At 69.3% G+C, this 25,366-nt stretch carries 26 protein-coding genes; 22 read left to right on the forward strand and 4 right to left on the reverse strand.

Annotated elements, in window-relative coordinates; all coding sequences use genetic code 11:
• Positions 1 to 55 precede the first annotated feature (55 nt).
• Together J7495_RS13990 and J7495_RS13995 are read left to right on the forward strand one after the other, a co-directional pair.
• Positions 56 to 1,039, forward strand: a complete 984-nt coding sequence (locus tag J7495_RS13990; RefSeq protein WP_294057236.1) for a C13 family peptidase — start codon at positions 56 to 58, stop codon at positions 1,037 to 1,039.
• Between the two features lie 312 nt (positions 1,040 to 1,351).
• Complete coding sequence (locus tag J7495_RS13995) at positions 1,352 to 1,972, forward strand: ATP-dependent Clp protease proteolytic subunit (protein WP_294057307.1); 621 nt, start codon at positions 1,352 to 1,354, stop codon at positions 1,970 to 1,972.
• A 121-nt stretch (positions 1,973 to 2,093) separates the two neighbouring features.
• Here the strand turns inward: J7495_RS13995 and J7495_RS14000 are convergent, their stop codons facing one another.
• Positions 2,094 to 2,837 carry an SDR family oxidoreductase gene (locus tag J7495_RS14000; RefSeq protein WP_294057238.1) on the reverse strand — a complete coding sequence of 248 codons (744 nt, stop codon included), beginning with the start codon at positions 2,835 to 2,837 and terminating at the stop codon, positions 2,094 to 2,096.
• A gap of 131 nt (positions 2,838 to 2,968) precedes the next feature.
• On the opposite strand from J7495_RS14000, the gene J7495_RS14005 reads away from it, so the two are divergent.
• The 17 genes from J7495_RS14005 (at position 2,969) to J7495_RS14085 (ending at position 20,841) form a co-directional block, all read left to right on the forward strand.
• On the forward strand, positions 2,969 to 3,277 hold the full coding sequence (locus tag J7495_RS14005) for a metalloregulator ArsR/SmtB family transcription factor (RefSeq protein WP_294057240.1): 309 nt from the start codon (positions 2,969 to 2,971) through the stop codon (positions 3,275 to 3,277).
• Between the two features lie 353 nt (positions 3,278 to 3,630).
• Positions 3,631 to 5,028, forward strand: coding sequence for a cell envelope integrity protein CreD (gene creD, locus J7495_RS14010; protein WP_294057241.1), 1,398 nt, complete (start codon positions 3,631 to 3,633; stop codon positions 5,026 to 5,028).
• 79 nt (positions 5,029 to 5,107) lie between these two features.
• Positions 5,108 to 6,046, forward strand: a complete 939-nt coding sequence (locus J7495_RS14015; RefSeq protein WP_294057242.1) for an MBL fold metallo-hydrolase — start codon at positions 5,108 to 5,110, stop codon at positions 6,044 to 6,046.
• A gap of 56 nt (positions 6,047 to 6,102) precedes the next feature.
• Positions 6,103 to 6,882 (forward strand): succinate dehydrogenase iron-sulfur subunit, encoded by a 780-nt coding sequence (locus tag J7495_RS14020; RefSeq protein ID WP_294057243.1) that lies wholly within the window; start codon positions 6,103 to 6,105, stop codon positions 6,880 to 6,882.
• A gap of 7 nt (positions 6,883 to 6,889) precedes the next feature.
• Positions 6,890 to 7,336, forward strand: coding sequence for a PaaI family thioesterase (locus J7495_RS14025; protein ID WP_294057245.1), 447 nt, complete (start codon positions 6,890 to 6,892; stop codon positions 7,334 to 7,336).
• The gene (gene zapE, locus J7495_RS14030; RefSeq protein WP_294057246.1) at positions 7,333 to 8,451 is read left to right on the forward strand and encodes a cell division protein ZapE; all 1,119 of its coding nucleotides are present in this window, start codon (positions 7,333 to 7,335) and stop codon (positions 8,449 to 8,451) included. Before J7495_RS14025 ends, zapE begins: the two co-directional genes overlap by 4 nt.
• 89 nt (positions 8,452 to 8,540) lie before the next feature.
• Complete coding sequence (locus J7495_RS14035; RefSeq protein ID WP_294057247.1) at positions 8,541 to 10,358, forward strand: glycoside hydrolase family 2 TIM barrel-domain containing protein; 1,818 nt, start codon at positions 8,541 to 8,543, stop codon at positions 10,356 to 10,358.
• 208 nt (positions 10,359 to 10,566) lie between these two features.
• The gene (locus tag J7495_RS14040; RefSeq protein WP_294057248.1) at positions 10,567 to 10,893 is read left to right on the forward strand and encodes a YbjQ family protein; all 327 of its coding nucleotides are present in this window, start codon (positions 10,567 to 10,569) and stop codon (positions 10,891 to 10,893) included.
• Entirely contained in the window at positions 10,893 to 11,195 is a 303-nt protein-coding gene (locus tag J7495_RS14045) for a hypothetical protein (protein ID WP_294057249.1), read from the forward strand. Before J7495_RS14040 ends, J7495_RS14045 begins: the two co-directional genes overlap by 1 nt.
• A gap of 141 nt (positions 11,196 to 11,336) precedes the next feature.
• Positions 11,337 to 12,299, forward strand: a complete 963-nt coding sequence (gene mdh, locus J7495_RS14050) for a malate dehydrogenase (RefSeq protein ID WP_294057250.1) — start codon at positions 11,337 to 11,339, stop codon at positions 12,297 to 12,299.
• A gap of 122 nt (positions 12,300 to 12,421) precedes the next feature.
• Complete coding sequence (locus tag J7495_RS14055; RefSeq protein WP_294057251.1) at positions 12,422 to 12,889, forward strand: hypothetical protein; 468 nt, start codon at positions 12,422 to 12,424, stop codon at positions 12,887 to 12,889.
• Entirely contained in the window at positions 12,886 to 13,533 is a 648-nt protein-coding gene (locus tag J7495_RS14060) for a hypothetical protein (RefSeq protein WP_294057253.1), read from the forward strand. Before J7495_RS14055 ends, J7495_RS14060 begins: the two co-directional genes overlap by 4 nt.
• Before the next feature lie 3 nt (positions 13,534 to 13,536).
• Positions 13,537 to 14,421, forward strand: a complete 885-nt coding sequence (gene sucD / locus J7495_RS14065) for a succinate--CoA ligase subunit alpha (RefSeq protein ID WP_294057254.1) — start codon at positions 13,537 to 13,539, stop codon at positions 14,419 to 14,421.
• An 85-nt stretch (positions 14,422 to 14,506) separates the two neighbouring features.
• A complete protein-coding gene (locus J7495_RS14070) occupies positions 14,507 to 17,437 on the forward strand; it encodes a 2-oxoglutarate dehydrogenase E1 component (protein WP_294057256.1) in 2,931 nt (976 codons plus the stop codon).
• 27 nt (positions 17,438 to 17,464) lie between these two features.
• Positions 17,465 to 18,694, forward strand: a complete 1,230-nt coding sequence (gene odhB, locus J7495_RS14075) for a 2-oxoglutarate dehydrogenase complex dihydrolipoyllysine-residue succinyltransferase (protein WP_294057257.1) — start codon at positions 17,465 to 17,467, stop codon at positions 18,692 to 18,694.
• A gap of 186 nt (positions 18,695 to 18,880) precedes the next feature.
• Positions 18,881 to 20,269, forward strand: coding sequence for a dihydrolipoyl dehydrogenase (gene lpdA / locus J7495_RS14080; protein WP_294057258.1), 1,389 nt, complete (start codon positions 18,881 to 18,883; stop codon positions 20,267 to 20,269).
• Positions 20,270 to 20,361: 92 nt separating this feature from the next.
• Positions 20,362 to 20,841, forward strand: a complete 480-nt coding sequence (locus J7495_RS14085; protein WP_294057260.1) for a DUF2314 domain-containing protein — start codon at positions 20,362 to 20,364, stop codon at positions 20,839 to 20,841.
• Here J7495_RS14085 and J7495_RS14090 read toward each other — a convergent pair.
• From J7495_RS14090 to J7495_RS14100, 3 genes are read right to left on the reverse strand one after another with little or no spacing between them, the layout of a single operon-like run.
• Positions 20,829 to 21,497: a YoaK family protein gene (locus J7495_RS14090; RefSeq protein ID WP_294057262.1), complete on the reverse strand. Its 669-nt coding sequence runs from the start codon at positions 21,495 to 21,497 to the stop codon at positions 20,829 to 20,831. The genes J7495_RS14085 and J7495_RS14090 overlap by 13 nt on opposite strands.
• Before the next feature lie 47 nt (positions 21,498 to 21,544).
• The gene (locus tag J7495_RS14095) at positions 21,545 to 21,838 is read right to left on the reverse strand and encodes a hypothetical protein (RefSeq protein WP_294057263.1); all 294 of its coding nucleotides are present in this window, start codon (positions 21,836 to 21,838) and stop codon (positions 21,545 to 21,547) included.
• Between the two features lie 10 nt (positions 21,839 to 21,848).
• Positions 21,849 to 22,874: a glycerophosphodiester phosphodiesterase gene (locus J7495_RS14100; protein WP_294057309.1), complete on the reverse strand. Its 1,026-nt coding sequence runs from the start codon at positions 22,872 to 22,874 to the stop codon at positions 21,849 to 21,851.
• A 120-nt stretch (positions 22,875 to 22,994) separates the two neighbouring features.
• Between J7495_RS14100 and J7495_RS14105 the strand changes: the two genes are divergently transcribed.
• From J7495_RS14105 to J7495_RS14115, 3 genes are read left to right on the forward strand one after another with little or no spacing between them, the layout of a single operon-like run.
• Entirely contained in the window at positions 22,995 to 23,903 is a 909-nt protein-coding gene (locus J7495_RS14105) for an XdhC family protein (protein WP_294057264.1), read from the forward strand.
• Positions 23,890 to 24,483: a nucleotidyltransferase family protein gene (locus J7495_RS14110; RefSeq protein WP_294057266.1), complete on the forward strand. Its 594-nt coding sequence runs from the start codon at positions 23,890 to 23,892 to the stop codon at positions 24,481 to 24,483. The genes J7495_RS14105 and J7495_RS14110 overlap by 14 nt, the downstream gene beginning before the upstream one ends.
• Positions 24,484 to 24,502: 19 nt before the next feature.
• A complete protein-coding gene (locus tag J7495_RS14115; protein ID WP_294057267.1) occupies positions 24,503 to 25,366 on the forward strand; it encodes an SDR family NAD(P)-dependent oxidoreductase in 864 nt (287 codons plus the stop codon).

Genomic DNA, 25,366 nt, shown 5'->3' on the forward strand with positions numbered 1-25,366 from the left:
CGACCCCCACCGCGCGGAGGGATGTGGTTAACATCTGTCCCGGGGGTTGGTGCGAATGCGTGTCCGCTTTGCCGTTGCGTCGCTTGGTCTCGTCCTCTCGCTCGCGGCGCCCGCCGTCGCGCAGGCGCAGGACGTGCCCAGGCACAGCAGCGGCTGGCCGGGCCTCGTCAACGGCGACAACCAGACCGAAGTCGCCAAGGGCTTCGCCGCCGGCCCCGAGCTCCAGCGCGGGCGCGCCGCCAAGACGATGCTCGCCGAGCACCGCAGGCTCGACCGCGCGCTCGCCACGCTCCAGCCGCAGCGCAAGGGCGTGGTCGACGCCTATGTCGTGTCGGTCGCGCTCGACAGCGATCCGGTCTTCGCCCGCGAGGCGCGCGAGGCGGGCAAGGTGCTCACCCGCCGCTACGCCGCCGAGGGGCGCAGCATCACGCTCTCGGGCCCCGACGGGCGCGGACCCAACGAGCTCGCGGTCGGCAGCCTCACGTCGCTCACCCTCGTGCTCGCGCGGATCGCCGAGCTGATGGACCCCAAGGAGGATGTCCTCGTCCTCTACACCACCAGCCATGGCGCGCCGGTGGGGATCGCCTATCACGACGGCGACGAGGGCTTCGGGCTGCTTTCGCCCGACCGACTCGAGGCGCTGCTCGACGAGCTCGGCATCCAGCGCCGCGTGCTGCTGCTCAGCGCCTGTTTCTCGGGCGTGTTCATCCCGAGCCTGGCGAGCGCCGACACCGCGCTGCTCACCGCCGCCTCGTCGGACCGCACGTCGTTCGGCTGCCGCGCCGAGAACGACTGGACCTTCTTCGGCGACGCGCTGGTCAACCATGCGCTGCGCAAGCCCCAGCCGCTCGCCGCTGCCGGCGACGAGGCCGACACGATGATCGGCGGCTGGGAGACCGCGGCCAAGCTCAAGCCGTCGAACCCCCAGGTGAGCATCGGCGACAATGTGAAGAGCTGGCTCGGCCCCCTTGAGGCGCATCTGCCGCCCGCGACCGCGCCGGTGGGCGCGCCGGCGACCGACGCGCTCAAGGGCGATTAGGCCGGGCCGATGGCCGACCAGGAGACCCTGATCGAGCGGCTGATCCCGGGGGACCTGGAGCACCAGATCCCGCAGGCCGTGAGCAAGGTGCTTCCCGGCGGCCTGCGCAACCGGCTGATCCAGGCGGCGCTGGGCGTGCTGCTCGCCTTCGGGCTCAAGACGCTGGTCCACCGTTTCGTCCAGATGCGCGAGGACCGCAGCCGCGTCGCCGCGCTCGACCGGGCGAAGTCGGCCGCGGCGCTGCCCCCACCCGTCCCGGCCCCGGCGCTGCCTGTGGAGGAACCTCCCGCGCCCGCGCCGGTTCAGACGGCCATGGCTACCTTGCTTTCCCCCTTCGCCGGCTCCGCCGAGAACGACACTGCGCCCGAAGCCGCGGATGCGGTCAAATATCCGCTGCTCGGCAGCCCGCACGTCAACCTGTCGGGCACCGTCGACCAGATGATGTACGCGAGCTTCCGCGACCAGCTCGCCGCGGCGCCCCGACAGGGCACGCTGGTGGTGTCGATCTCGACGCTGGGCGGCGACCCCGAGGTTGCGCGGCTGATGGGCGACGAGATCCGCCTGCTGCGCGACTATCAGAAGCGCGAGATCCTCTTCCTCGGCAAGGTCGCGGTCTATTCGGCGGGGGCGACCTTCATGTCGGCCTTCCCGGTCGACAAGCGCTTCCTCACCAAGGGCACGCGGATCATGGTGCACGAGCGGATCATGACGAGCACGCTCCAGCTCTCGGGGCCGCTCAAGTCGCTGGTCGGCACGATCAAGGCCAAGCTCCACGAGATCGAGCATTCGGTGAAGATCGAGGAGGAAGGGTTCCGCGACCTGGTCGCGGGGTCGAAGATCGACTTCGACGAAGTCCGCGAGCGCGCGCCCTCGAACTGGTACATCGACGCCGAGGAAGCGCGCGACCTGGGGCTGGTGCTGGATGTGATCTGAGGGGCCTGCCCCTCTCCCCACATAAACCGTCATCCGGGCTTTCGCCGGGATGACGGTTTTGGGGGCAATCGGAAACAAGGCCGCCCTCCCCTGGGGATGGAGGGAGGGCGGCCCGGACGCCTCAGATCGAGGCGCCGCCGGAAACGTCGATCGCCGCACCGGTGATGTACGAAGCGTCGTCGCTCGCGAGGAAGGCGGCGAGCGCGGCGACTTCCTCGGGCTTGCCGAAGCGGTTGAGCACGGTGATGCTCTCCAGCAGCTCGTGCAGCTCGCCTTCGCTCGGCGCCATGTCCGTCGCGATCGGGCCCGGCTGGATCACGTTGACCAGGATGCCGCGCGGGCCGAGATCGCGCGCCCAGGAGCGCCCGAACGAGGCCAGCGCCGCCTTGGTCGCGGCATAGCTGCCGAGCCCGCCGAACGGCGAGACGTCGCCGACCACGCTGCCGACCAGCACGATGCGCCCGCCGTCGGGGATGTGCGGCAGCGCCGCAAGCGTGCCCGCGACCACGCCATCGACATTGACGCCGAAGATGCGGCGATATTCGGCGAAATTCTCCTGGTCGACGGGCGCGAAGCCCGCGACGCCGGCATTGTGGACGAGGATGTCGATCGCGCCGAGCGTCTCGGCCGCCTTGGCCACCGCCGCCTCGACCGCCGCGGGATCGGCGGCGTCGGCCTGGATCGCCAGGCCCTTCACGCCCTCGGACTCGATCGCGGCGAGCGTCGCCTTGGCCGCCTCATGATTGCCGGCATAGGTGAAGACGACGTCGGCGCCTTCGGCGGCATAGCGCTTGACGATCGCGGCGCCGATTCCGCGCGATCCGCCGGTCACGAACGCGCGCTTGCCTGCAAGTTTCTTGCTCATCTTTTTGCTCCTGTCCCCCGCGTCGGCAATCGCGTCGGCGCCCTTGGGTCGGAGCGGCAGATGGGGCGCCGGTTTTGATAGTTCAATATTCCGGAACTATGAAAATGACGAAGCTTTCCTATATCGGGTGCATGCAACCCTTGCTTCACCCCGATCTCAAGGACGTGAGCCTCGCCGCGGCGCTGCATGCGCTGTCGGATCCTGTGCGGCTGCAGATGGTCGCGCGGCTCGCCGAGGACGAGGCGCTCAACTGCACTGCCGCCTGCCCGTGCGACACCATCCCCAAGAGCACGCTCTCGAACCATTTCAAGGTGCTGCGCTCGGCCGGGCTGATCGAGACGCGGCCCGAGGGGCGCGAGATGGTCAACAGCCTGCGCCGCGACGCCTTCGAGGCGCGCTTCCCCGGGCTGCTCGCCGCGGTGCTGGCCAATCGGGCCTAGGCTTCAGGGCTGGGCGGATCGACGGTTGGGATGACGGGCTTTTCCAGTCCGGCGAGCCGTCGCCCCGAACTTGGGCGTGTGATCGATCATCGGGCGGCCCTCGTCCCTTCAACCGTCATCCCGGCGAAGGCCGGGACCCAGGGCGGCGAGCGATGACCTTTGTGGCCCTGGGTCCCGGCTTTCGCCGGGATGACGGCTAAGAGCCTGTTTGGAAATGCGCTTCCCGGCGCGTGGCGGTGCCGCCCGAGGCGCTCGCTGCACGGCTTCTGCACGCGATTCGTACCGGAAACGCGCTTCGCCGCGGCGCACCTGCTCCCTAAGCTCGCGCCCGTCCATCCCCGACGAGGTGACCCATGAACGCCATCACGCGCAGCCCCGGCTTCCGGCTGATCCTCGCGGGCATTCCCGCGATGATGCTCGCGGTGCCGCTCTTCATGCTCTACCTCCTCGTCTACGATCGCGAGAACCAGGCCGAGACCGCGCGCGCGTCGATCGCGCAAGGCTGGGGCGGGCCGCAGCGGCTCGCCGGGCCGGTGCTCGTGCTCCCCTACAAGGTGCAGACCAGCGAGACCGTCCAGGTCAACGGCAAGGCCGAGACGCGCACCAAGGAGGAATGGGACGAGCTCTACCTCGCCCCCGAGGCGCTGTCGCTCGACACGCGCGTCGCGCCCGAGCGCCGGCGCCGGTCGATCCACGAGACCGTGGTCTATTCGGCCGAGGTCCGCGGCGCGGCGCGCTACCGCCTTCCCGCCGATCTCGCACGGCTCAACCTCAAGCCCGAGCAGATCGCCTTCGACCGCGCCGAGCTGCGCTTCGGCGTCTCCGATCCGCGCGGGCTGCGCGCCGGGAGCAGCGTGACGGTCGGCGGCACGACGCTCGCGCCGCAGCCCGGGAACGGCCTCGCCGCGACCGGCGGTGCGGGCTTCTTCGTGCCGGTCGACGCGACGTCGCTCCAGGCCGCGCCGCTCGCCGCAAGCTTCGCCTTCGGGGTGCGCGGCCATGCCCAGCTCAGCCTGATGCCGCGCGCCGGCCAGACCGAGTGGAAGCTGACCTCGCCCTGGCCGCACCCGAGCTTCGTCGGCGCCTTCCTGCCCGATGCGCGCCAGGTCTCGGCGCAGGGCTTCACCGCGACCTACCGGATCAGCAACCTCGCGCTAGGGGCCACCTTGCTCGCGCGCACCGACCTCGAGGCGCCGGCCGCGGCAGTGATCGCGACCAACCCCTATGCGCTCGTCCGCGGCCCTGACGCCCGTGAGAGCACGACGCCCGAGGCTGCCGTTCAGCTCGTCCAGCCGGTCGACGTCTATGCGCAGATCAACCGCTCGGTGAAATACGGCTTCCTGTTCATCGCCTTCACCTTCCTCGCCTTCCTGATGTTCGACGTGATCGGCGGGCGGCGCGTCTCGCCGGTCGAGTATCTGCTCGTCGGCGCGGGGCTGGTGCTGTTCTTCGTGATGCTGCTCGCCTTCGCCGAAGTGATGGGGTTCCTCGTCGCCTATCTCGCCGCCTCGGGCGCGATCGTCGGGCTGCTGACCGCCTATTCGGCGGCGGTGCTCGGCAGTTGGGCGCGCGCGCTGCTGATCGCGGCGCTGCTCGTCGCGCTCTATGCGACGATGTACGTGCTGCTCAGCCTCGAGGATTATGCGCTGCTCGTGGGCTCGCTGCTGCTCTTCGCGGCGCTGGCCGCGGTGATGTTCCTCACCCGCAACCTCGAATGGGGCCGCGGCGGGGAAACGGTGGCCGAGGCCTGAGGTTCGGGCCGCGCGCGGGGCGGGACGAGCCGGTGCCGCGCGCGTTGGCGGCCCCGGCGGCCCGGCCTAGGATCGCGCGATGCCGAAGCGCCCGCTCCTCGCGCTCGCCCTGCTCCCGCTGCTCGCCGCGGCGGGGCCCGATCGCGCGCCGAAGCTGATCCCAGGCGGGATCGACCAGGCCGAGCCCGACGGCAACACGATCGTGCTCGAGGATGCCGGCGGGCTGGTCGTCGTCGACACCGGCCGGCACAAGGAACACCGGGCCAGGATCCTCGCCTATGCCCGCGAGCGCGGGCTGCCGATCCGCTATATCGTCAATACCCACTGGCACCTCGACCACAGCGGCGGCAACCAGGAGCTGCGCGAGGCCTATCCCGCCGCGAAGATCGTCACCGGCAGGGCGGTGTACGGCGCGATCGACGGCTTCCTCGCGCGCAACCTCGAGCGCGCCAAGGCCCGCTACGCCGATCCCGCCACGCCCGCCGACCAGAAGGCCTCCATCGCGCTGTTCCTCGAAGCGATGGACCATCGGAAGGACCTGCTCCCCGACGTGCCCGTCACCGGCACGATGAAGCTCGGCCGGCTCGAGCTCCACCTCGCCGACCACGCCGCGACCGCAGGCGACACCTGGCTCTACGACTCGGCGTCGGACACGCTGGTGAGCGGCGACCTGGTCGTGCTCCCCGTCCCCTATTTCGACACCGCCTGCGCCGAGGGCTGGCGCCGCTCGCTCGACACGATCGCCGGGCACCGTTTCACGGCCTTGATCCCGGGCCACGGCCCCGCGCTCAGCCGCGCGCAGTTCGAGACGTACCGGATCGCCTTCGGCCGCCTCGTCGACTGCGCGGAGAGCAGCGCGCCCGCGCGGGCCTGCATCGAAGGTTGGCAGAAGGACGCCGCGCCGTTCCTCACCGACCCGAAGGACCGCGACTATGCGGCGCAGGCGATCGCCTATTACCTCGACAACAGCCTGCGCGCGCCCGGCAGGCAGGCGGCGCTTTGCGGCACTGCGGGATAGGAGGTTGAGCCGAAGGGCCGGATTGGCTATCGCGCGCCAGAACAAAGGATCGCACGATGGCAGAATTCCTCCTTCCCAAGAACAGCCGCGTCACCAAGGGAAAGGAGCACAAGGCGCCCGGCGCGACGCGCATCCGCAAGTTCAAGATCTACCGCTACGACCCCGACAGCGGCGCCAACCCGCGCTACGACAGCTATGAGGTCGACCTCGACCATTGCGGCCCGATGGTCCTCGACGCGCTGATCAAGATCAAGTCCGAGATCGATCCCACGCTCACCTTCCGCCGCTCGTGCCGCGAAGGGATCTGCGGGTCCTGCTCGATGAACATCGACGGCAAGAACGGCCTCGCCTGCACCACCGCGATCGAGGATGTGAAGGGCGAGATCCGCATCACGCCGCTGCCGCACATGGAAGTGATCAAGGACCTCGTCCCCGATTTCACGCACTTCTATGCGCAATATGCTTCGATCAAGCCCTGGCTCCAGACCGTGTCGACCACGCCGGCGGGCAAGGAGCGGCTGCAGAGCCCGAAGGAGCGCGAGAAGCTCGACGGGCTCTACGAGTGCATCCTCTGCGCCTGCTGCTCGACCTCGTGCCCGAGCTATTGGTGGAATTCGGACCGCTTCCTGGGACCCGCGATCCTGCTCCAGGCCTATCGCTGGCTTGCCGACAGCCGCGACGAGATGACCGGCGAGCGGCTCGACAATCTCGAGGATCCGTTCCGCCTCTATCGCTGCCACACGATCATGAACTGCGCGAACGCCTGCCCCAAGGGCCTGAACCCCGCCAAGGCGATCGCCGAGATCAAGAAGATGGAAGCCGAGCGCACCGTCTGACCCCGGCGTGAGCGACTCGCTGCCCTTCATCTTCGAGGACGATCCCGCCTTCCCCGGCTGGAAACGCTGGGAGCTGCCGGACCCCGCGAAGTTCAATGCCTTCCTCGGCGCGATGCATGTGCGCGTCGAGGGCGGCGTCGCGCGCGTGCGGATGGTGCCCGAGGAGCGCCACACCAATTTGCGCAACCACGTCCATGGCGGCGCGCTGCTCGGCTTCATGGACTGCGCGCTGTTCGGCGCGGCGCGCGGGTTCGACGTGCTGACCGCGGGCGGTGCCTCGACGCTCGACCTTTCCGCGCAGTTCATCACCGGCGCCGAGCCCGGCACGCCGCTCGAGGCCAGGGTCGAGCTGCTGCGCGAGACCGGCCGGCTGCTGTTCATGCGCGGGCTGGTGACTCAGGATGAGACCATAATAGCGAGCTTCACCGGGACCGTGCGAAAGGCTTCGGCATGACCCGGGTCCTCGAACGCTACCAGCAACTCGTCGCCGCCGGCGAGCTCCGTCCCGACGGCGCGCAGGCCGATGTCGCGCGCCGGCTCGAGCGGCTCTCGCACGATCTCGAGGCGGGCCCGCGCGTCGGCAGCGTGCTGTGGCGGCTCTCCGGCAAGAAGCCACAGGCGCCGCGCGGCATCTACATGTGGGGCGGCGTCGGCCGCGGCAAGTCGATGCTGATGGACCTGTTCTTCGAGACGCTGAAGATCAAGCGCAAGCGCCGCGTCCATTTCCACGAGTTCATGCTCGAGGTGCACGACCGGCTCGAGGCGCTGCGCAAGCGCGACATCGCCGATCCGGTCATCGTCGTGGCGCGCGAGATGGCCGGCGACCTGCGCCTGCTCGCCTTCGACGAGCTGGTGGTCAACAACCCCGCCGACGCGATGATCCTCTCGCGGCTGTTCACCGAGATGATGAGCCAGGGCGTGGCGATGGTCGCCACCTCCAACCGCCCGCCGCGCGACCTCTACAAGGACGGGATCAACCGCTCGCTGTTCCTGCCCTTCATCTTCCTGATCGAGGAGCGGATGGAAATCCATGCGCTCAACGGCCCGACCGACTATCGGCTCGATCGCCTGGGCAGCATGGACACCTGGCTCGTTCCCAACGGCGCCGAGGCGACCGCGGAATTGTCGAAGGCCTTCTTCCGCCTGACCGACTATCCGGTCGAGGATCGCGCCAAGGTTCCGGCCTGCGACATCCCCGTCCATGGCGGGCGCGAGATGCACGTGCCCAAATGCCTGAAGGGCGTGGCGGTCTTCTCGTTCAAGCGGCTGTGCGGCGAGGCGCGCGGCGCCGCCGATTATCTCGCGATCGCGCGGCGCTTCCACACCGTGATCATCGTCGGCATCCCCCGCCTCGGCCCCGAGAACCGCAACGAAGCGGCGCGCTTCGTCACGCTGATCGACGCGCTCTACGAGAACAAGGTCAAGCTGCTCGCCTCGGCCGATGCGCTGCCCGACGACCTCTACCTTTCCGGCGACGGCGCCTTCGAGTTCGAGCGCACCGCGTCGCGATTGCACGAGATGCAGTCGAAGGATTATCTCGCGCAGGGGCATGGCGGCACCGCCGATTGACGGTCTATAGACTCTCCCGACAGCGGTGTCCGAACACCGCGCGAGGCAGGGAGAGCGCGATGCGGCGGCTGATTTCGAGGATTGGACTGATGCTGGCCGCGCTCCTCGCCCAGCCGGCGGCGGCGCAAGTGCTTGCCGCGGCGGACATGCGGCCCTCGCTCAGCCTCGACGGCGCCTGGCACTGGTCGGTCGACCCCTTCCGCGACGGCATGGCCGGCTTCCATGGCGGCCCGCCGGGGCCGAGCACGCGGCGCTATGCCGACATCGACGTCGCCGACACCGAGGCCAAGGACCCGACCGCGCTGTTCGAGTTCGACCTCCAGCGCTCGCCCGTCGCGCACCTGCCGGGCAGCTGGATCGGCCATGCGCCGGAGATGCGCTATTACAACGGCCTCGTCTGGTACCAGCGCAGCATCACCCTGCCCGCGCGCTGGCGCTCGACCGCCAAGCGCTTCTTCCTGCGCTTCGGTGCGGCGGACTATGCCGCGAGCGTGTGGATGAACGGCAAGAAGCTCGGCGAGCATCGCGGCGGCTTCACGCCCTTCGCCTTCGAAGTCACCGACGTGCTGCGCGGCGGCGACAACCAGATCACCGTCGGCGTCGATTCGACGCGCACCCCCGACGACGTGCCGCCGCCGGTGACCGACTGGGAGAATTACGGCGGCATCACGCGATCGGTGACGCTGATCGGCGTGCCCGAGACCTATGTCGACGACGCCTGGGTACGCCTCACCCGCGACGGCCGGATCGCCGCGACCGTCCACCTCGACGGACCGGCGCGCGAACAGCCGGTGACGGTGCGCATCCCCGCGCTGGGTTTCGCGCTGACGGGCAAGGCCGATGCCGATGGCAATTGGACGGGCACCGTCGCGGCGCCCAAGGGGCTGCAACGCTGGTCGCCCGAGACGCCGAAGCTCTACGACGTCGAGATCGCCGCCGGCGAGGATTTGCTGCGCGACCGCATCGGCTTCCGCACGGTCGAAGTGCGCGGCGCCGACATCCTCCTGAACGGCAAGCCGATCTTCCTGCGCGGCATTTCGGTGCACGGCGAGGAGCTCGGCGCGAACCCGGTGCGCGACATCAGCCCCGCCGCGGCGCGCGCGCTGCTGAGCGAAGTGAAGGTCGGGCTCCACGGCAATTTCGTGCGCCTCGCGCATTATCCGCATCCCGAGACGATGACGCGGATGGCCGACGAGCTCGGGCTGCTCGTGTGGAGCGAGGTGCCGGTCTATTGGCTGGTCAACTGGGAGAATCCCAGGACGCTCGCCGACGCGCGCAACATGGTGCGCGAGGAGATCCAGCGCGACCGCAACCGCGCCTCGATCATCCTGTGGAGCGTCGCCAACGAGACGCCGGTGAGCGATGCCCGCAACGCCTTCCTGCGCACGCTGATCGGCGACGTCCGCCGCCTCGACGACAGCCGGCTGGTGACCGCAGCGCTGCTCGCGGACCGCAAGGGGATGGTCCAGACGATCGCCGATCCGCTCGCCGCCGACCTCGATGTGATGGCGGTCAACAGCTACAACGGCTGGTACACGCCCGATGCGCTCGCCGACGTGCCCAATATCGAATGGCGGTCGCCGCCGGGGGTGACCAAGCCGCTGGTCTTCTCCGAGTTCGGCGCCGAGGCGCTGGCGGGGAACCACGACCTGGGCGCCACGCCGCACAAGTTCAGCGAGGAATATCAGGCGGCCTATTATCGCGCGACGCTGGCGATGGCGGCGAAGGTACCGAACCTGCGCGGCATGAGCCCCTGGCTGCTCAAGGACTTCCGCTCGCCGCGCCGCCAGCATCCGGTGTGGCAGCAGGGCTGGAACCGCAAGGGGCTGATCTCCGAGACGGGCCAGCGCAAGGCGGCGTTCTTCGTGCTGGCGGAGGCGTATCAGGCGCGGGAGGGGGCGAAGTAGGCCGGTCGCCCTCCACTACACCGTCATCCCGGCGAAAGCCGGGACCCAGGGTCACGGGCGATACGGCTTGCTGCCCTGGGTCCCGGCTTTCGCCGGGATGACGATTGTTGGAGAGCGGCAGCCCTTCTGTTTCGGCCTCGGCCAACCCTGTGCTATCCCCCACCCGACGCCGCGCAAGGGGTGTGCGGCGCGAGGGAGGGAAGCCGCGATGATCGTCACCACCACCGAGAACGTCCCCGGCCACAGCGTCGTCCGCACGCTCGGCCAGGTGTTCGGCGTCGTCGTCCGCAGCCGCGGGATCGGCGGCAACATCACCGCCTCGCTGCGCTCGATCGTCGGCGGCGAGATCCCCGAATATACCCGCCTCGTCGAGGACGCGCGCCGCCACGCGATCGACCGGATGATCGAGAACGCGCATGCGATGGGCGCCAATGCGATCGTGATGATGCGCTTCGATTCGGGCGAGATCGCCCAGGCGATGAACGAAGTCGTCGCCTATGGCACCGCCGTGGTGCTCGACCCCGAGCCGCGCTGATGCTCCGCAACGTCGTCGCGGCGCTCTCGATCCTCTGGCTCGCGGGCACGGTGGTCTGGGCGGCGGAGGATCCCGCCGCCTGGCCGATGGTCTGCATGGCCGCGCTGTTCACGGCGGGGATCTGGCTCGAGCGCTTCTACTATCGCGGCAGCGCGTCGGGCCGCGGCGGCGGCGCCTGGAGCGAGACCGGCGAGCGCTTCGTCGACACCGAGAGCGGTCGGATGGTCACCGTATGGTATAATGGCGCGACCGGCGAACGGCGCTATGTCGAGGCGGGCGAAACCCCGCCGGCGAAGACTTAATGCAATTGCGAATTACTCGCAAAGATAATCCCTTACGCTGCGTTTTCCCGGTTGCCCCTCGCCTATAATGGGCCTAAGCCGCGCACGCTTTTCCGGGCGCGGATCATAGCGCCCCAGCCTCAGACGAACCGAGGAGTATCCATGGCCCGCAAGAAGATCGCGCTGATCGGCTCCGGCATGATCGGCGGCACGCTCGCGCACCTCGCCGCGATGAAGGAACTGGGCGACATCGTCCTGTTCGACATTGCCGAGGGCATCCCGCAGGGCAAGGCGCTCGACCTCGCGCAGTCCGGCCCGGTCGAAGGCTTCGACGCCAGCCTCAAGGGCGCGACCGACTATGCCGACATCGCTGGCGCCGACGTGGTGATCGTCACCGCGGGCGTGCCGCGCAAGCCGGGCATGAGCCGCGACGACCTGCTGGGCATCAACCTGAAGGTGATGAAGTCGGTCGGCGAAGGCATCGCCGCGCACGCGCCCGACGCCTTCGTGATCTGCATCACCAACCCGCTGGACGCGATGGTCTGGGCGCTGCGCGAATTCTCGGGCCTTCCGCACCAGAAGGTCGTCGGCATGGCCGGCGTGCTGGACTCGGCGCGCTTCCGCCACTTCCTCGCCGAGGAGTTCAACGTCTCGGTCGAGGACGTCACGGCCTTCGTGCTCGGCGGCCACGGCGACACGATGGTTCCGGTGATCGAATATTCGACCGTCGCGGGCATCCCGGTGCCCGACCTGATCAAGATGGGCTGGTCGACCCAGGAGCGCATCGACGCGATCGTCGCGCGCACCCGCTCGGGCGGCGGCGAGATCGTCGGCCTGCTCAAGACCGGCTCGGCCTATTACGCCCCGGCGACGTCGGCGATCGCGATGGCCGAGAGCTACCTCAAGGACAAGAAGCGCCTGCTTCCCTGCGCCGCGCACCTGACCGGCCAGTACGGCGTCGACGACCTCTACGTCGGCGTGCCGATCGTCATCGGCAAGGACGGCGTCGAGCGGATCGTCGAGATCGAGCTCAACGACACCGCCAAGGCGAACTTCCAGACCTCGGTCGACGCGGTCAAGGAACTGCTCGTCGCGTGCAAGGGCATCGACGAGAGCCTGAAGTAAGGCGAGACGGCGCCGGAGGACGGCATGGCTTGGGCGATGGCACGGCAGTTGGGACGGTTGGGCGACGGACTCGCGCGATTCCGGGATGAGTCGTCGCTCGGCCCCGACTCTCGGAGCGTCGCATGCTGATCGTGTCGCTCGCGCTGCTGCTCGCTGCTCCGCAGGATGCGATCGGCGTCCCGGACACGGCGACGGCGCTCGGCTATGTCGGCGATTGCCTGACCGCGCTCCGCGCCGACGGCGTCGACCTTGCGAAGATCGAGGCACAGGGCTGGAAGTCGCTCAACGCACGCGACGGCAGCGGCAAGCCGCTGTCCACCGCGATGTACGGCCGCCAGGGCGACATGAGCTTCCTCGCGGCGACGAAGGACCCCAAGATCAGCTGCGTGGTGCTCACGCCGACCAACGGCATGGCGAGGGCGGAAGCGCTGCGCGACGCGCTGAACGCGCGGCTGGGCACGAAGCCGAGCGGCACGATCCCGACCAAGCTGGTGTGGACCGCCGAGGGGCGCCGCGTCGAGCTCAGCCCGATGGGCAAGGCAACCGATCCGAGCGGCGTGAAGATCGAAGTGACGGCGGTGGCGCCGTGAATCGTCGCTTTGCCAGGGCGTTCGCGTTCGCCGCGCTCGCCGCTGCCGTGCCCACGCCGGCGCTCGCCCAGCACGGCGCGCTGTGGGTCGACGACTATGGCCGGATGATGACGATCGAGTTCGCAGGCGTCGACGATGCGCTGCCCGCGCCGGCGGATCGCGCACCCGCCGAAATGGCGGCGACGTTCAAGCGGCTCTGCGTCGAGACCGGTGCCGAGCTGGCGGCGATCGATTCCGCGGCAAGCGCCGCGGGGCTCGAGGCCGTGCCGGTCCAGGTGCCGGCCGCCAAGAAGGCGCCCGCGGCGACGCTGGGCGTCTGGCGCGCATCGGGCCTGGTCGTCTCGCAGACCGGGGGCGGCACCGTCCCCCAGCCGAAGCAGTGCAATGCCGCCTTCTACGTCGCCTCGCTGCCCGATCGGCCGGCGGTCGACGAAGCGATGACCGCGGCGTTCGGCCCGCCGGCCAATGCGGCCGAGGCAGTCAGGAAGGGCAAGCCCAACCGAAACTACAAGCCCGGCTGGACCGTGACCGGCGCCGACGGGTCCCCATGGACCATCGCGGCGTTCGTCGTGGCCGACAGCCGCTACACGCCCGGCAACCGGGTCCAGATCTCCATTCGCGCCGCCAAGAAGAAGGCCAACTGACTCATGAGCATCCTCGTCGACAAGAACACCAAGGTCATCACCCAGGGCATGACCGGTGAGACCGGCACCTTCCACACCCAGCAGGCGCTGGCCTACGGCACCCAGATGGTCGGCGGCGTCACGCCGGGCAAGGGCGGCACCGAGCACATCGGCCTGCCGGTGTTCGACACCGTCGCCGAGGCGGTGAGCAAGACCGGCGCCACCGCCAGCGTGATCTACGTGCCGCCGCCCTTCGCCGCGGACTCGATCCTCGAGGCGATCGACGCCGAAGTGCCGCTGATCGTGACGATCACCGAAGGCATTCCCGTGCTCGACATGGTCAAGGTCAAGCGCGCGCTCTCGGGCTCCAAGTCGCGCCTCATCGGCCCGAACTGCCCCGGCGTGCTGACGCCCAACGAGTGCAAGATCGGCATCATGCCGGGCTCGATCTTCTCGCAGGGGAGCGTCGGCGTCGTGTCGCGCTCGGGCACGCTCACCTATGAGGCCGTGTTCCAGACCACCAACGCCGGACTCGGGCAGACCACGGCGGTCGGCATCGGCGGCGATCCGGTCAACGGCACCAACTTCATCGACGTGCTCGAGCTGTTCCTCGCCGACGATGCGACCCAGTCGATCATCATGATCGGCGAGATCGGCGGCTCGGCCGAGGAAGAAGCCGCGCAGTTCCTCAAGGACGAGGCGAAGCGCGGCCGCAAGAAGCCGATGGTCGGCTTCATCGCCGGCCGCACTGCGCCTCCGGGCCGCCGCATGGGCCATGCCGGCGCGATCGTCTCGGGCGGCCAGGGCGGCGCCGAGGACAAGATCGCCGCGATGGAATCGGCGGGCATCCGCGTCAGCCCCTCGCCCAGCCTGCTCGGCGAGACGCTCGTCGAGGTGCTCAAGGGCTGATCGTTTCGCCGGGGGGATAAATTGTAACGTTCGCGCTCCTATATTGCCGAAGAATGTGAGCGCTAACATCGGATTGGAACTGACCATGGGCTATGAGGGCCTGGATTTCGACCAGCTCGCCGGCGGCGTGAGCCCCGCGTTCGTCGAGACGCTGTACCGCAAGTATCGCAGCGACCCGGGCTCGGTCGAAGCCGGCTGGCGCGGCTGGTTCGAGGGCCTCGAGGACACCGCCACCGGCCCGAGCTGGGCGCGTCCCAACTGGCCGCCGGCCGAGACCGACGCGCTGACCGCGGCGCTCGACCCGACCCAGATGGAGCCCGCGGCCAAGCCCGCCAAGGCAGCGGCCGCCCCCGCCGCCGCCGCCGCGCCGGCCCCGTCCACCGACGCCATCGCCAGGGCCGCGGGCGATTCGATCCGCGCGATGCTGCTGATCCGCACCTATCGCGTGCGCGGGCACCTCGCCGCCAACCTCGATCCGCTGGGCCTCGCCCGCCAGGAAGTCCCCGCCGACCTCTCGCCCGAATACCACGGCTTCACCGCCGCCGACCTCGACCGCCCGATCTACCTCGGCGGCACGCTGGGTCTGCAATATGCCACGGTGAACGAGATCGTCGCGATCCTGCGCGCCAACTACTGCGGCAACGTCGGCCTCGAGTACATGCACATCTCGGACGTCGAGGAGCGGCGCTTCCTCCAGGACCGGATGGAGGGCAAGGACAAGGCAATCGACTTCACGCCCAACGGCAAGAAGGCGATCCTCTCCAAGGTGATCGAAGCCGAGCAGTGGGAGAAATTCTGCGGCAAGAAATACGTCGGCACCAAGCGCTTCGGCCTCGACGGCGGCGAAGCGATGATCCCGGCGATGGAAGCGATCATCAAGTACGGCGGCGCGATGGGCGTCCGCGAGATCGTGTACGGAATGGCGCACCGCGGGCGGCTCAACATGCTCGCCAATGTGCTCGCCAAGCCGTTCCGCGTGATCTTCCACGAGTTCGCCGGCGGCTCGTCCAACCCCGATGACATCGGCGGTTCGGGCGACGTGAAATACCACCTCGGCACCTCGACCGACCGCGAGTTCGACGGAATCAGCGTCCACATGTCGCTGGTCGCCAATCCCTCGCACCTCGAGGCCGCCGATCCGGTGGTGCTCGGCAAGGTCCGCGCGCAGCAGACCTTCCGCGGCGACCTGGAGAAGCACGAGCAGGTGCTCCCCGTGCTGATCCACGGCGACGCGGCGTTCGCGGGCCAGGGCATCGTCTGGGAATGCCTCGGCTTCTCGGGCATCCGCGGCTACAACACCGGCGGCTGCATCCACTTCGTCATCAACAACCAGATCGGCTTCACGACGAGCCCGCAGTTCGCGCGCTCCTCGCCCTATCCGTCGGACGTCGCCAAGGGCGTCCAGGCGCCGATCCTCCACGTCAACGGCGACGATCCCGAAGCGGTGACCTTCGCCTGCAAGGTAGCGATCGAGTTCCGCCAGAAGTTCCGCCGCGACGTGGTGATCGACATGTGGTGCTATCGCCGCTTCGGCCATAACGAAGGCGACGAGCCCAGCTTCACCCAGCCGCTGATGTACGCCAAGATCCGCCAGCATCCGCCGGTGAGCGAAGTCTATGCAACCAAGCTGATCGGCCAGGGCGTGATCGACCAGGGCTTCGTCGACGGCCATGTCACCGAGTTCACCAACCTGCTCGAAGGCGAGTTCACCGCCGGCGCCACCTACCTCCCCAACAAGGCGGACTGGTTCGGCGGCCGCTGGTCGGGGCTCGGCGCGCCCGCCGACGCCGAGAGCGCGCGGCGCAACATGGAAACCGGGATCGAGCCCAAGCTGTTCGACGGGCTCGGCCGCACGCTGACCACGGTTCCCGAAGGCCTGACGATCCACAAGACGCTCGGCCGCGTGATCGACGCCAAGAAGGCGATGTTCGCGAGCGGCGAGAATTTCGACTGGGCGACCGGCGAAGCGCTGGCGTTCGGCTCCTTGCTCTCCGAAGGCTATGGCGTGCGCCTCTCGGGCCAGGATTCGGGCCGCGGCACCTTCAGCCAGCGCCATGCGGTGTGGGTCGACCAGACCGACGAGCACAAATATGTGCCGCTCTCGACCGTGCCGCACGGCCGCTTCGAAGTGCTCGACAGCCCGCTCTCCGAATATGGCGTGCTCGGCTTCGAATATGGCTATGCGCTCGCGGACCCCAAGACGCTGGTGATCTGGGAAGCGCAGTTCGGCGACTTCGCCAATGGCGCGCAGATCATGATCGACCAGTTCATCGCCGCGGGCGAGGCCAAGTGGCTGCGCGCCAACGGCCTCGTGCTGATGCTGCCGCACGGCTATGAGGGCCAGGGCCCCGAGCACAGCTCGGCGCGCCCCGAGCGCTTCCTCCAGCTCTGCGCGCAGGACAATATGCAGGTGGCGAACGTCACCACCCCGGCGAACCTGTTCCACCTGCTGCGCCGCCAGATGCACCGGAATTTCCGCAAGCCGCTGGTGATCATGACGCCCAAGTCGCTGCTGCGGCACAAGCTGGCGGTCTCGAAGACGGCGGACTTCCTCGGCACCAGCCACTTCAAGCGCATCCTCTCGGACACCAATGCGCCGGCGGACCAGGACGTGAAGCGGCTGGTGCTCTGCACCGGCAAGGTCGCCTACGACCTGATCGAAGCGCGCGACGCGGCCGGGGACGGGAACACCTCGATCGTCCGCATCGAGCAGCTCTATCCCTTCCCGGGCGAGCCGCTGGCCGAGCGGATCAAGCGGATGCCAAACCTTGAGACAATTGTGTGGGCTCAGGAAGAGCCCAAGAACAACGGCTATTGGTTCTTCGTCGAGCCGCTGATCGAGGAAGCGCTCAAGGCTGCGGGGTCGAAGCCGCAGCGTGCGCGCTACGCCGGCCGTGCCGCGGCCGCCTCGCCGGCGACCGGCCTGATGAAGCGCCACAACATGGAGCAGGCCGCGCTCGTCGCCGACGCGCTCGGCCACAGCGTCCGCGACGAAATCCGGCGTACCCGGAAGTAATCCGACCCGAACGGCAGGAAGAGAAAAATGGCAGAAGTCAAAGTCCCCGTGCTGGGCGAATCGATCACCGAGGCGACCGTCGGCGAATGGCTCAAGAAGCCCGGCGAGCCGGTGAAGGCCGACGAGCCCATCGCCAGCCTCGAGACCGACAAGGTGTCGGTCGAAGTGCCCAGCCCGATCGCGGGCGTGATGGGCCAGCAGCTCGTCGCAGTGGGCGACACCGTGCTCGTCGGCGCGGTGATCGCGACCGTCGAGGAAGGCGGCGCCGCGGCTGCCGCGCCCGCGCCCGCCGTTGCAGCGCCTGCTCCGGCCGCCGCGCCCGTGCCGGCCCCTGCGGCTGCGCCCGCGAGCGACGTCGACGCCGCCGCGCTCTCGCCGTCGGTGCGCCGCGCGATCCTCGAGCATCACGTCGATCCCTCGACCGTGCAGGGCACCGGCAAGGACGGCCGCCTGACCAAGGACGACGTCGTCGCCGCCGCGCAGGTCAAGGCCCCCGCCGCGCCCGCTCCGGCCGCGCCTGCCGCTGCGGTTCCAGCCGCGCCGCGCGTCGCCGGCGAGCGCAAGGAAGAGCGCGTCCGCATGACGCGCCTGCGCCAGACCGTCGCCAAGCGCCTCAAGGAGGCACAGAACACCGCGGCGATGCTCACGACGTTCAACGACGTCGACATGACCGAGGTCATGGCCGCGCGCGCCAAGTACAAGGATTTGTTCGAGAAGAAGCACGGCGTGCGGCTGGGCTTCATGGGCTTCTTCGTGAAGGCCGCCTGCCAGGCGCTGAAGGACATCCCGGCGGTCAACGCCTCGATCGACGGCGACGACATCGTCTACCACGACTATGCCGACATCTCGGTCGCGGTCTCGGCGCCGCAGGGGCTGGTGGTGCCGGTGATCCGCGATGCGCAGGACCTGTCGGTCGCGGCGATCGAGCGCACGATCGGCGACTTCGGCAAGCGCGCCAAGGACGGCACGCTCAAGATGGACGAGATGAAGGGCGGCACCTTCACCATCTCGAACGGCGGCGTGTTCGGCTCGCTGATGTCGACGCCGATCATCAACCCGCCGCAGTCGGCGGTGCTGGGCCTCCACCGCATCGAGGACCGCCCGGTGGTCCGCGACGGCCAGATCGTCGTCCGCCCGATGATGTACCTCGCGCTGAGCTACGACCATCGCCTGATCGACGGCCGCGAGGCGGTGACCTTCCTCGTCGCGCTCAAGAACGCGATCGAGGACCCGACCCGGCTGCTGATCGACCTTTGAGGCGCACCGCCGCAATTATGTCTTGGGCTACCCTTATCTCCTGCGATTCGGTGCAGGGGTCCGACCGGGGGGTCTGGGATGGCATTATGGCGGCGCTTCCCCATCTTTGGGGTGAGACGGCCGGGGGCGACTCCAACGGAGCCTACGCCCCCGGAACCGGCATCCCTGTCCAAAGTGGAACCTGCAATGGCTGAAGAATTCGACGTCATCGTGATCGGCTCGGGCCCCGGCGGCTATGTCGCGGCGATCCGGGCGGCGCAGCTGGGGCTCAAGACCGCCTGCGTCGAGAGCCGCGCGACGCTGGGCGGCACGTGCCTCAACGTCGGCTGCATCCCCTCCAAGGCGATGCTCCACGCCTCCGAATATTATGACGCGGCGGCGAGCGGCGCGATGGCCAAGCTCGGCGTCAAGGTAACGCCCGAGCTCGATCTCGACGCGATGCACGCCCAGCGCATCGATGCGGTGAAGGGCCTCACCGGCGGCATCGAGTTCCTGTTCAAGAAGAACAAGGTCACCTGGCTCAAGGGCCTCGGCAGCTTCGTCGATGCCAAGACCGTCAAGGTCGGCGACGAGACCTACACCGCGAAGAACATCGTCATCGCCACCGGCTCGTCGGTGACGCCGCTCCCCGGCGTGACGATCGACCAGCAGGTGGTGGTCGATTCGACCGGCGCGCTCGAGCTGCCCAAGGTGCCGGGCAAGATGGTCGTCATCGGCGGCGGCGTGATCGGGCTCGAACTCGGCAGCGTCTGGCGCCGCCTCGGCGCCGAAGTGACCGTCGTCGAGTTCCTCGACCAGATCCTGCCGGGCATGGACGGCGACGTCCGCAAGGAAGCCAACAAGATCCTCAAGAAGCAGGGGATGGCGTTCAGGCTCTCGACCAAGGTCACCGGCGTGACCGTGAACGGCGGCAAGGCGACGCTGACGCTCGAGCCCGCCGCGGGCGGCGCCGCCGAGACGATCGAGGCCGATACCGTGCTCGTCTCGATCGGCCGCCGGCCCAACACCGATGGGCTGAACCTCGCCGCGACCGGGCTCTCGACCAACCCGCGCGGCCAGATCGAGACCGACCATCGCTTCCAGACCGCCGTCCCCGGCATCTGGGCGATCGGCGACGTCATTCCCGGCCCGATGCTCGCGCACAAGGCCGAGGACGAAGGCATCGCCGTGGCCGAGAACATCGCCGGCCTTACCGGCATCGTGAACCACGACGTGATCCCCAGCGTGGTCTACACTTGGCCCGAGATCGCCGGCGTGGGCCTCACCGAGGAACAGGCGAAGGAACGCGGCGAGGTCAAGGTCGGCAAGTTCCCGATGCTCGGCAACAGCCGCGCCAAGACCAACCACGAGCCCGACGGCTTCGTGAAGGTGATCGCCGACGCCAAGTCGGACCGGGTGCTCGGCGTGTGGATCATTGCCAGCGTTGCGGGCACGATGATCGCCCAGGCCGCGCAGGCGATGGAGTTCGGCGCGACGAGCGAGGACATCGCCTATACCTGCCACGCGCATCCCACGCATTCGGAAGCGATCAAGGAAGCGGCGATGGCGGTGACGGGCAAGCCGATCCACGTCTGATCCTGCCCCGGAGGCACTTTCGAAAGCGCATCCCGGCTACCGCCGGGGTGCGCTTTCGTGCATCATGGGCGCTCGGCAAGGGGGATGGAATCATGCGGAATTGGTTGGCAGCAGCGGCACTCGCCCTGGCCGCGGCGATGGCGCCGGGCGCGGCGCACGCCCAGGTCGAGGACCGCGTGGTCAACGTCTCCGCGCAGGACAAGGCGATGAACGACGCGATCGCCCATGGCCGCGCGACGGTCGGCGAGTTCTTCGCGCACTACGGTTCGCCCGCGAAGGACGAGAGCGATTTCGTCGTCAAGTTCGACCTGCTGCCCGAGTCCGACAGGGCCGAGTTCATCTGGGCGAAGGTGCTCGAGCGCACCCCGCGCGGCGCGCGCGTCCAGCTGATCAACGAACCCGCCGACACGCGCTTCCAGCTGGGCCAGGAGCTCACGCTCGCCGACGGCCAGATCGTCGACTGGGGCTATTTCAAGGGCCCGGTGATGCAGGGCGGCTTCACCACGCGGGTGCTCCTCGACCATGTCGCGCCCGAGGAAGCCGCGGCGATCCGCAAGGCTTACGGCTGGTAGGCGGTCCACGGCCCGCTGTGGCGGGCGACGCGCGCGATCAGCAGCGTGAGCGCAGCCGAAGCGGCGGCGGCGAACCACAAGGCGTTCCAGCCGACCGAGAGCTGCGCCCCGGCGCCGAGCACCACGCCCGCGACGAAGCCCAGCCACAGCGCCAGGTAGCGCACCCAGCCCCAGCGATCGCCGTCGCCCATCAGCGCGGCGGCGAGCCTTTGGCCCATGCGCACCAGCGTGCCGGTCATGTAGGTGAGCCCGATCGAGACTTCGCCGTCGCGGTTGAACACGCCGTTCTCGCAGCCCATCGCCGCGGCGAGCAGCAGTGGCGCGCCCGGCCCCGGCGCGATCGCCGCGACCAGCGCCGCAAGCGCGAGCAGAACGGTCACCGCCGCCATCACCGCGGGCTTGTGCGCGTGCGGGCGGGCGCGGGCGATCACCGCGGAGAGGATCACCCCGCTCACGAAGCTCAGCACCAGCGCCGCGCCAGTCATCGCATCGCCGAGCCGGCCGCTTGCGAGCCCCACGCCGATCCGCGTCGAATTGCCGCTCATGAACGAGGCGAAGAAGCCGCCGAGCGCGGTATAGGCGAGTGCGTCGACGAACCCGGCGAGCGCGGCAAGGCAGACGGCGACGGCGACGAGCTGGGACGGATAGCGTTGCATCCTAGCGATCTAGCGGCTGACCCGTCCGGTTTGAAGGCGTCCGCGCGCTATTCGTCCAGGCGATCGGGATGCGCGCGGAAGCCCGTGTACGGCCCGCAGTCCTCCGGGCGCTTGCGGCATGCCTTGTCGTGCGCGGCGCGCTCGCGGGCCTCGCGTTCCTCGGCGTGGCGCATCCTGCGGCCGTAGTTGCGGTCGGCCTCTTCCTGGCTCGTCGTCGCGAGGTCGACCGCCTTGGCGCCCGCCTTCACCGGCAGCGTCGCGACGTCCCACGCCGCCCTGGCGACGCAGCCGCCGCTCAAGAGCGGCAGCGCGAGGAGGAGCAGGGACGGGGCACGACGCATGGCACAGCCTTCAACGCACGGGCGCCGAGTTGGTCTCCCGCGCCGCGACTCCGATTGCAGGATAGTCGGTGAAGAAGCCGTCGACGCCAAGTCCGATGAAATAGCGGATCTCGGCCTCGAGCTCACCATGCGCCTTGGGATCGGCGCCGGTGCGATAGCGCGGCATCAGGAAGAAATTCTCGGCGCGGAAGGTCCAGGGATGGAGCCTGAGCCCCGCGGCGTGCGCGTCGACGATCAGGTCGGTCGGATCGCCGGTCCACGGCGCGATCATCGTCAGCTCGGGGCCGATCCCATAGGCATAGGTCGCGACCTGCTTCAGCCCCTCGGGCGTCGCCATCGCCGCGTAGCTCGGCTGGGCGTGGTCCGCCGGGCCGCCGTCCTTGCTCATCAGCTGGATGAGGCGGATGTGCGTCATCGTCTTCAGCTTCTTGAGGTTGTCGACCTCGAACGACTGGATGAACACCGGCGCATCGGCGCGGTCCCAGCCCGCTGCCTTGAGCGTGTCGACGAGGCGCTGCTCGAGCGGCAGGCCGATCGAGGCGAAATAGCTGGGGTGCTTGGTCTCGGGATAGATGCCGATCGTGCGGCCGAGCGCCTTCGAGCGGCGCTTGGCGAGCGCGATCACTTCGTCGAGCGTCGGAATCTCGGCCTGGCCGTCATAGGCGGTGTTGCCCGGACGCAGCTGCGGCAGCCGCTCCTTGGCACGCAAGGTCTTGAGCTCGGCCAGCGTGAAGTCCTCGGTGAACCAGCCGGTCATCGTCTCGCCGTCGATCGTCTTGGTCGTGCGGCGGCTCGCGAACTCGGGGTGCGACGCGACGTCGGTGGTCTCGGTGATGTTGTTCTCGTGCCGCGCCACCAGCACGCCGTCCTTGGTGGGGACGAGGTCGGGCTCGATGAAGTCGGCGCCCTGCTCGATCGCCAGCTCGTAGGAGAGCAGGGTGTGCTCGGGGCGCAGCCCGCTCGCGCCGCGGTGCGCGATGACGATGACCTTCGGCTCGGCCTTAGGGTCGGCCCCAGGCTCAGAATGTCCGCTCATCGGCGCGCTCTGCACCGGGGCGGCGCCCAGCGCCAGCAGCAACAGACACGAAAGCAGCGATCTCGCCATCACGATCTCCTTTCGCTAGCAGCTAGACGCGAGATGTGACGGAGCCGAGGCATGACGGACAACGAGAGCGTCTTCGCCGCCGCGCGCGACTGGGCCGGCGCGCGGATGGCGCTGGCGACCGTCGTCTCGACCTGGGGCTCGGCGCCGCGGCCGCGCGGCAGCCATATGCTCGTCCATGCGGATGGGCGGTTCGAAGGCTCGGTGTCGGGCGGCTGCGTCGAAGGCGACGTGCTTGCCGTCGCGGCGGAGGTGATCGCCGGCGCGCCTGCGGTGCTCAGGGCCTATGGCGTCGCCGATGCCGCGGCCTGGGAGGTCGGGCTGCCGTGCGGCGGACAGATCGACGTGCTGATCCAGCCGGTGTCCGACGCCGGCTTCCCGCCTGCGCTGTTCGATGCGGTCGAAGCGGCGCGTCGCGAGGGTCAGGCGATTGAAATCGCGACAAATCTCGACACCGGCCGAAGCGGCGGAGCCGGAACGTTCGTCAATCGTTATGAGCCTCCACGCCGGCTGCTCATCGTCGGCGCCGTCCAGATCGCGCAGGCGCTTGCCGCGCTTGCGCACACCTTGGGGGTGAAGACCATCGTGATCGACCCGCGCGCCCGTTTCCTCACGCCCGAGCGCTTCCCGGGCGTGGCGCTCGACGACCGCTGGCCCGACGAGGCGGTGGCGGCGCTCCGCCCCGATCCGGTGACCGCGGTGGTGACGCTGAGCCACGATCCCAAGATCGACGACCCCGGCCTCATCGCCGCGCTCGCGTCACCCGCCGGCTATGTCGCCGCGCTCGGCTCACGCAGGAGCCATGCCGCGCGGCTCGAGCGGCTCGCGGCCGCGGGCGTCGCGCCCGCCGATCTCGCGCGGATCGAGGGCCCCGCCGGGCTCGACCTCGGCGCGATCGGCCCCTCCGAAATCGCGCTGTCGGTCGCCGCGTCGATGGTGAGGGCCTTCCATGCTCGCGCCTGAGGAGACGGCGCTGGTCCTGCTCGCCGCGGGCCGCTCGCGCCGGTTCGACGACGGCGACAAGCTCGCCGAGCGCTTCCTCGACAAGCCGCTGGCCTATCATGTCGTGACCGCGCTCGAGGATATGCCCTTCGCCGCGCGGATCGCGGTGGTGTCCGAGACGCAGCTCGACTTCGCAGCGCTCGGCTACGAGGTCGTCGAGAACCCCGACCCCACGCTGGGCCAGGCGCGTTCGCTCTGCTTCGGAGTCGAGGCGGCGGAGAAGGCGGGGGTGCGCGCGGTGCTTGTCGCGCTCGCCGACATGCCGCGCGTCACCGCGACGCACGTCTACCGGCTGTTCGACGCCTCGCACGGCGACGACACGATCGTCGCGTCGAGCGACGGCGTGCAGCCCAAGCCGCCCGCGCTGTTCGGCCGCGGCCACTTCGCCGAGCTCCAGTCGCTCGACGGCGACCAGGGCGGCCGTGCGTTGATCCGGCGCGGACGGCATGTCATCACCCGTCCGGCGGAGCTCGCCGACGTCGACACGCAGGAAGACCTCGCCGAGCTGCGGCGGCTCTACGGGTTGCCGACCGACGGCTGACGTGGCGAGGGGGGTGGTTTTGCCTCACGGGACAATCGAACACAGCGCCGTCGTCACCGGCGCTTCGACCGGGATCGGCTGGGCGGCGTGCAAGGTGCTGGCCGACAACGGCTGGCGGGTGTTCGGCAGCGTGCGCAAACAGGCCGATGCCGATCGGCTCGCGGTCGAGTTGGGCGAGCGCTTCACCCCGCTGGTGTTCGACGTGACCGACGAGGCGGCGGTCCGCGCCGGCGCCGCACAGGTCGCCGAGGCGTTGGCCGGGCGCAGGCTCGGGGCGCTGGTCAACAATGCGGGGATCGCCGTCGCAGGCCCGCTGATCCACCTGCCGGTCGACGACTTCCGGCTGCAGCTGGAAGTCAACCTCACCGGCGTGGTGATCGCGACGCAGGCCTTCGCGCCGCTGCTCGGCGCCGACCCGTCGCGCGCGGGGCCGCCGGGGCGGATCCTCAACATCAGCTCGGTCGGCGGCAAGACCGCCTTTCCGTTCATGGCGCCGTACAACGCCTCGAAGTTCGGGCTCGAGGGGCTGTCGGAGGCGCTGCGGCGCGAGCTGCTGCCGTTCGGGATCGACGTGATCGTGCTCGGTCCCGCGGGCGTGCGCACGCCGATCTGGGACAAGGCCGACGCGCTCGACATCGCGCCCTATGCCGGCACGATCTACGCCGAGCCGCTCGAGCGCGTCCGCACCTTCATGGCAGAGACCGGCCGCGCGGGCCTCACCGCCGAGCAGCTCGGCAAGACGATCCACCGCATCCTCACCGCGCGGAAGCCGCGGGTACGCTATGCCGCGGCGCGCAACATGCTCGAGGCACGGATCGTCCCGTGGATCCCCAAGCGGCTGTTCGACCGGATCATCGGCAAGCAATTGGGGCTGCTGCCCTGA

The sequence above is a fragment of the Sphingomonas sp. genome (genome assembly GCF_017745215.1).
Classification (GTDB): domain Bacteria; phylum Pseudomonadota; class Alphaproteobacteria; order Sphingomonadales; family Sphingomonadaceae; genus Sphingomonas.

What these genes read in the sequence shown, in the direction of transcription:
- J7495_RS14005 (WP_294057240.1), top strand. Translation starts at nt 2,969, where the DNA reads ATGCAACCCTTGCTTCACCCCGATCTCAAGGACGTGAGCCTCGCCGCG.
- creD (WP_294057241.1), top strand. Translation starts at nt 3,631, where the DNA reads ATGAACGCCATCACGCGCAGCCCCGGCTTCCGGCTGATCCTCGCGGGC.
- J7495_RS14110 (WP_294057266.1), top strand. Translation starts at nt 23,890, where the DNA reads ATGCTCGCGCCTGAGGAGACGGCGCTGGTCCTGCTCGCCGCGGGCCGC.
- J7495_RS14055 (WP_294057251.1), top strand. Translation starts at nt 12,422, where the DNA reads ATGCTGATCGTGTCGCTCGCGCTGCTGCTCGCTGCTCCGCAGGATGCG.
- J7495_RS14085 (WP_294057260.1), top strand. Translation starts at nt 20,362, where the DNA reads ATGCGGAATTGGTTGGCAGCAGCGGCACTCGCCCTGGCCGCGGCGATG.
- mdh (WP_294057250.1), top strand. Translation starts at nt 11,337, where the DNA reads ATGGCCCGCAAGAAGATCGCGCTGATCGGCTCCGGCATGATCGGCGGC.
- odhB (WP_294057257.1), top strand. Translation starts at nt 17,465, where the DNA reads ATGGCAGAAGTCAAAGTCCCCGTGCTGGGCGAATCGATCACCGAGGCG.
- zapE (WP_294057246.1), top strand. Translation starts at nt 7,333, where the DNA reads ATGACCCGGGTCCTCGAACGCTACCAGCAACTCGTCGCCGCCGGCGAG.
- J7495_RS14090 (WP_294057262.1), bottom strand. Translation starts at nt 21,497, where the DNA reads ATGCAACGCTATCCGTCCCAGCTCGTCGCCGTCGCCGTCTGCCTTGCC.
- J7495_RS13990 (WP_294057236.1), top strand. Translation starts at nt 56, where the DNA reads ATGCGTGTCCGCTTTGCCGTTGCGTCGCTTGGTCTCGTCCTCTCGCTC.
- J7495_RS14040 (WP_294057248.1), top strand. Translation starts at nt 10,567, where the DNA reads ATGATCGTCACCACCACCGAGAACGTCCCCGGCCACAGCGTCGTCCGC.
- J7495_RS14100 (WP_294057309.1), bottom strand. Translation starts at nt 22,874, where the DNA reads ATGAGCGGACATTCTGAGCCTGGGGCCGACCCTAAGGCCGAGCCGAAG.
- J7495_RS14045 (WP_294057249.1), top strand. Translation starts at nt 10,893, where the DNA reads ATGCTCCGCAACGTCGTCGCGGCGCTCTCGATCCTCTGGCTCGCGGGC.
- J7495_RS14020 (WP_294057243.1), top strand. Translation starts at nt 6,103, where the DNA reads ATGGCAGAATTCCTCCTTCCCAAGAACAGCCGCGTCACCAAGGGAAAG.
- J7495_RS13995 (WP_294057307.1), top strand. Translation starts at nt 1,352, where the DNA reads ATGGCTACCTTGCTTTCCCCCTTCGCCGGCTCCGCCGAGAACGACACT.
- J7495_RS14095 (WP_294057263.1), bottom strand. Translation starts at nt 21,838, where the DNA reads ATGCGTCGTGCCCCGTCCCTGCTCCTCCTCGCGCTGCCGCTCTTGAGC.
- lpdA (WP_294057258.1), top strand. Translation starts at nt 18,881, where the DNA reads ATGGCTGAAGAATTCGACGTCATCGTGATCGGCTCGGGCCCCGGCGGC.
- sucD (WP_294057254.1), top strand. Translation starts at nt 13,537, where the DNA reads ATGAGCATCCTCGTCGACAAGAACACCAAGGTCATCACCCAGGGCATG.
- J7495_RS14015 (WP_294057242.1), top strand. Translation starts at nt 5,108, where the DNA reads ATGCCGAAGCGCCCGCTCCTCGCGCTCGCCCTGCTCCCGCTGCTCGCC.
- J7495_RS14105 (WP_294057264.1), top strand. Translation starts at nt 22,995, where the DNA reads ATGACGGACAACGAGAGCGTCTTCGCCGCCGCGCGCGACTGGGCCGGC.
- J7495_RS14000 (WP_294057238.1), bottom strand. Translation starts at nt 2,837, where the DNA reads ATGAGCAAGAAACTTGCAGGCAAGCGCGCGTTCGTGACCGGCGGATCG.
- J7495_RS14070 (WP_294057256.1), top strand. Translation starts at nt 14,507, where the DNA reads ATGGGCTATGAGGGCCTGGATTTCGACCAGCTCGCCGGCGGCGTGAGC.
- J7495_RS14035 (WP_294057247.1), top strand. Translation starts at nt 8,541, where the DNA reads ATGCTGGCCGCGCTCCTCGCCCAGCCGGCGGCGGCGCAAGTGCTTGCC.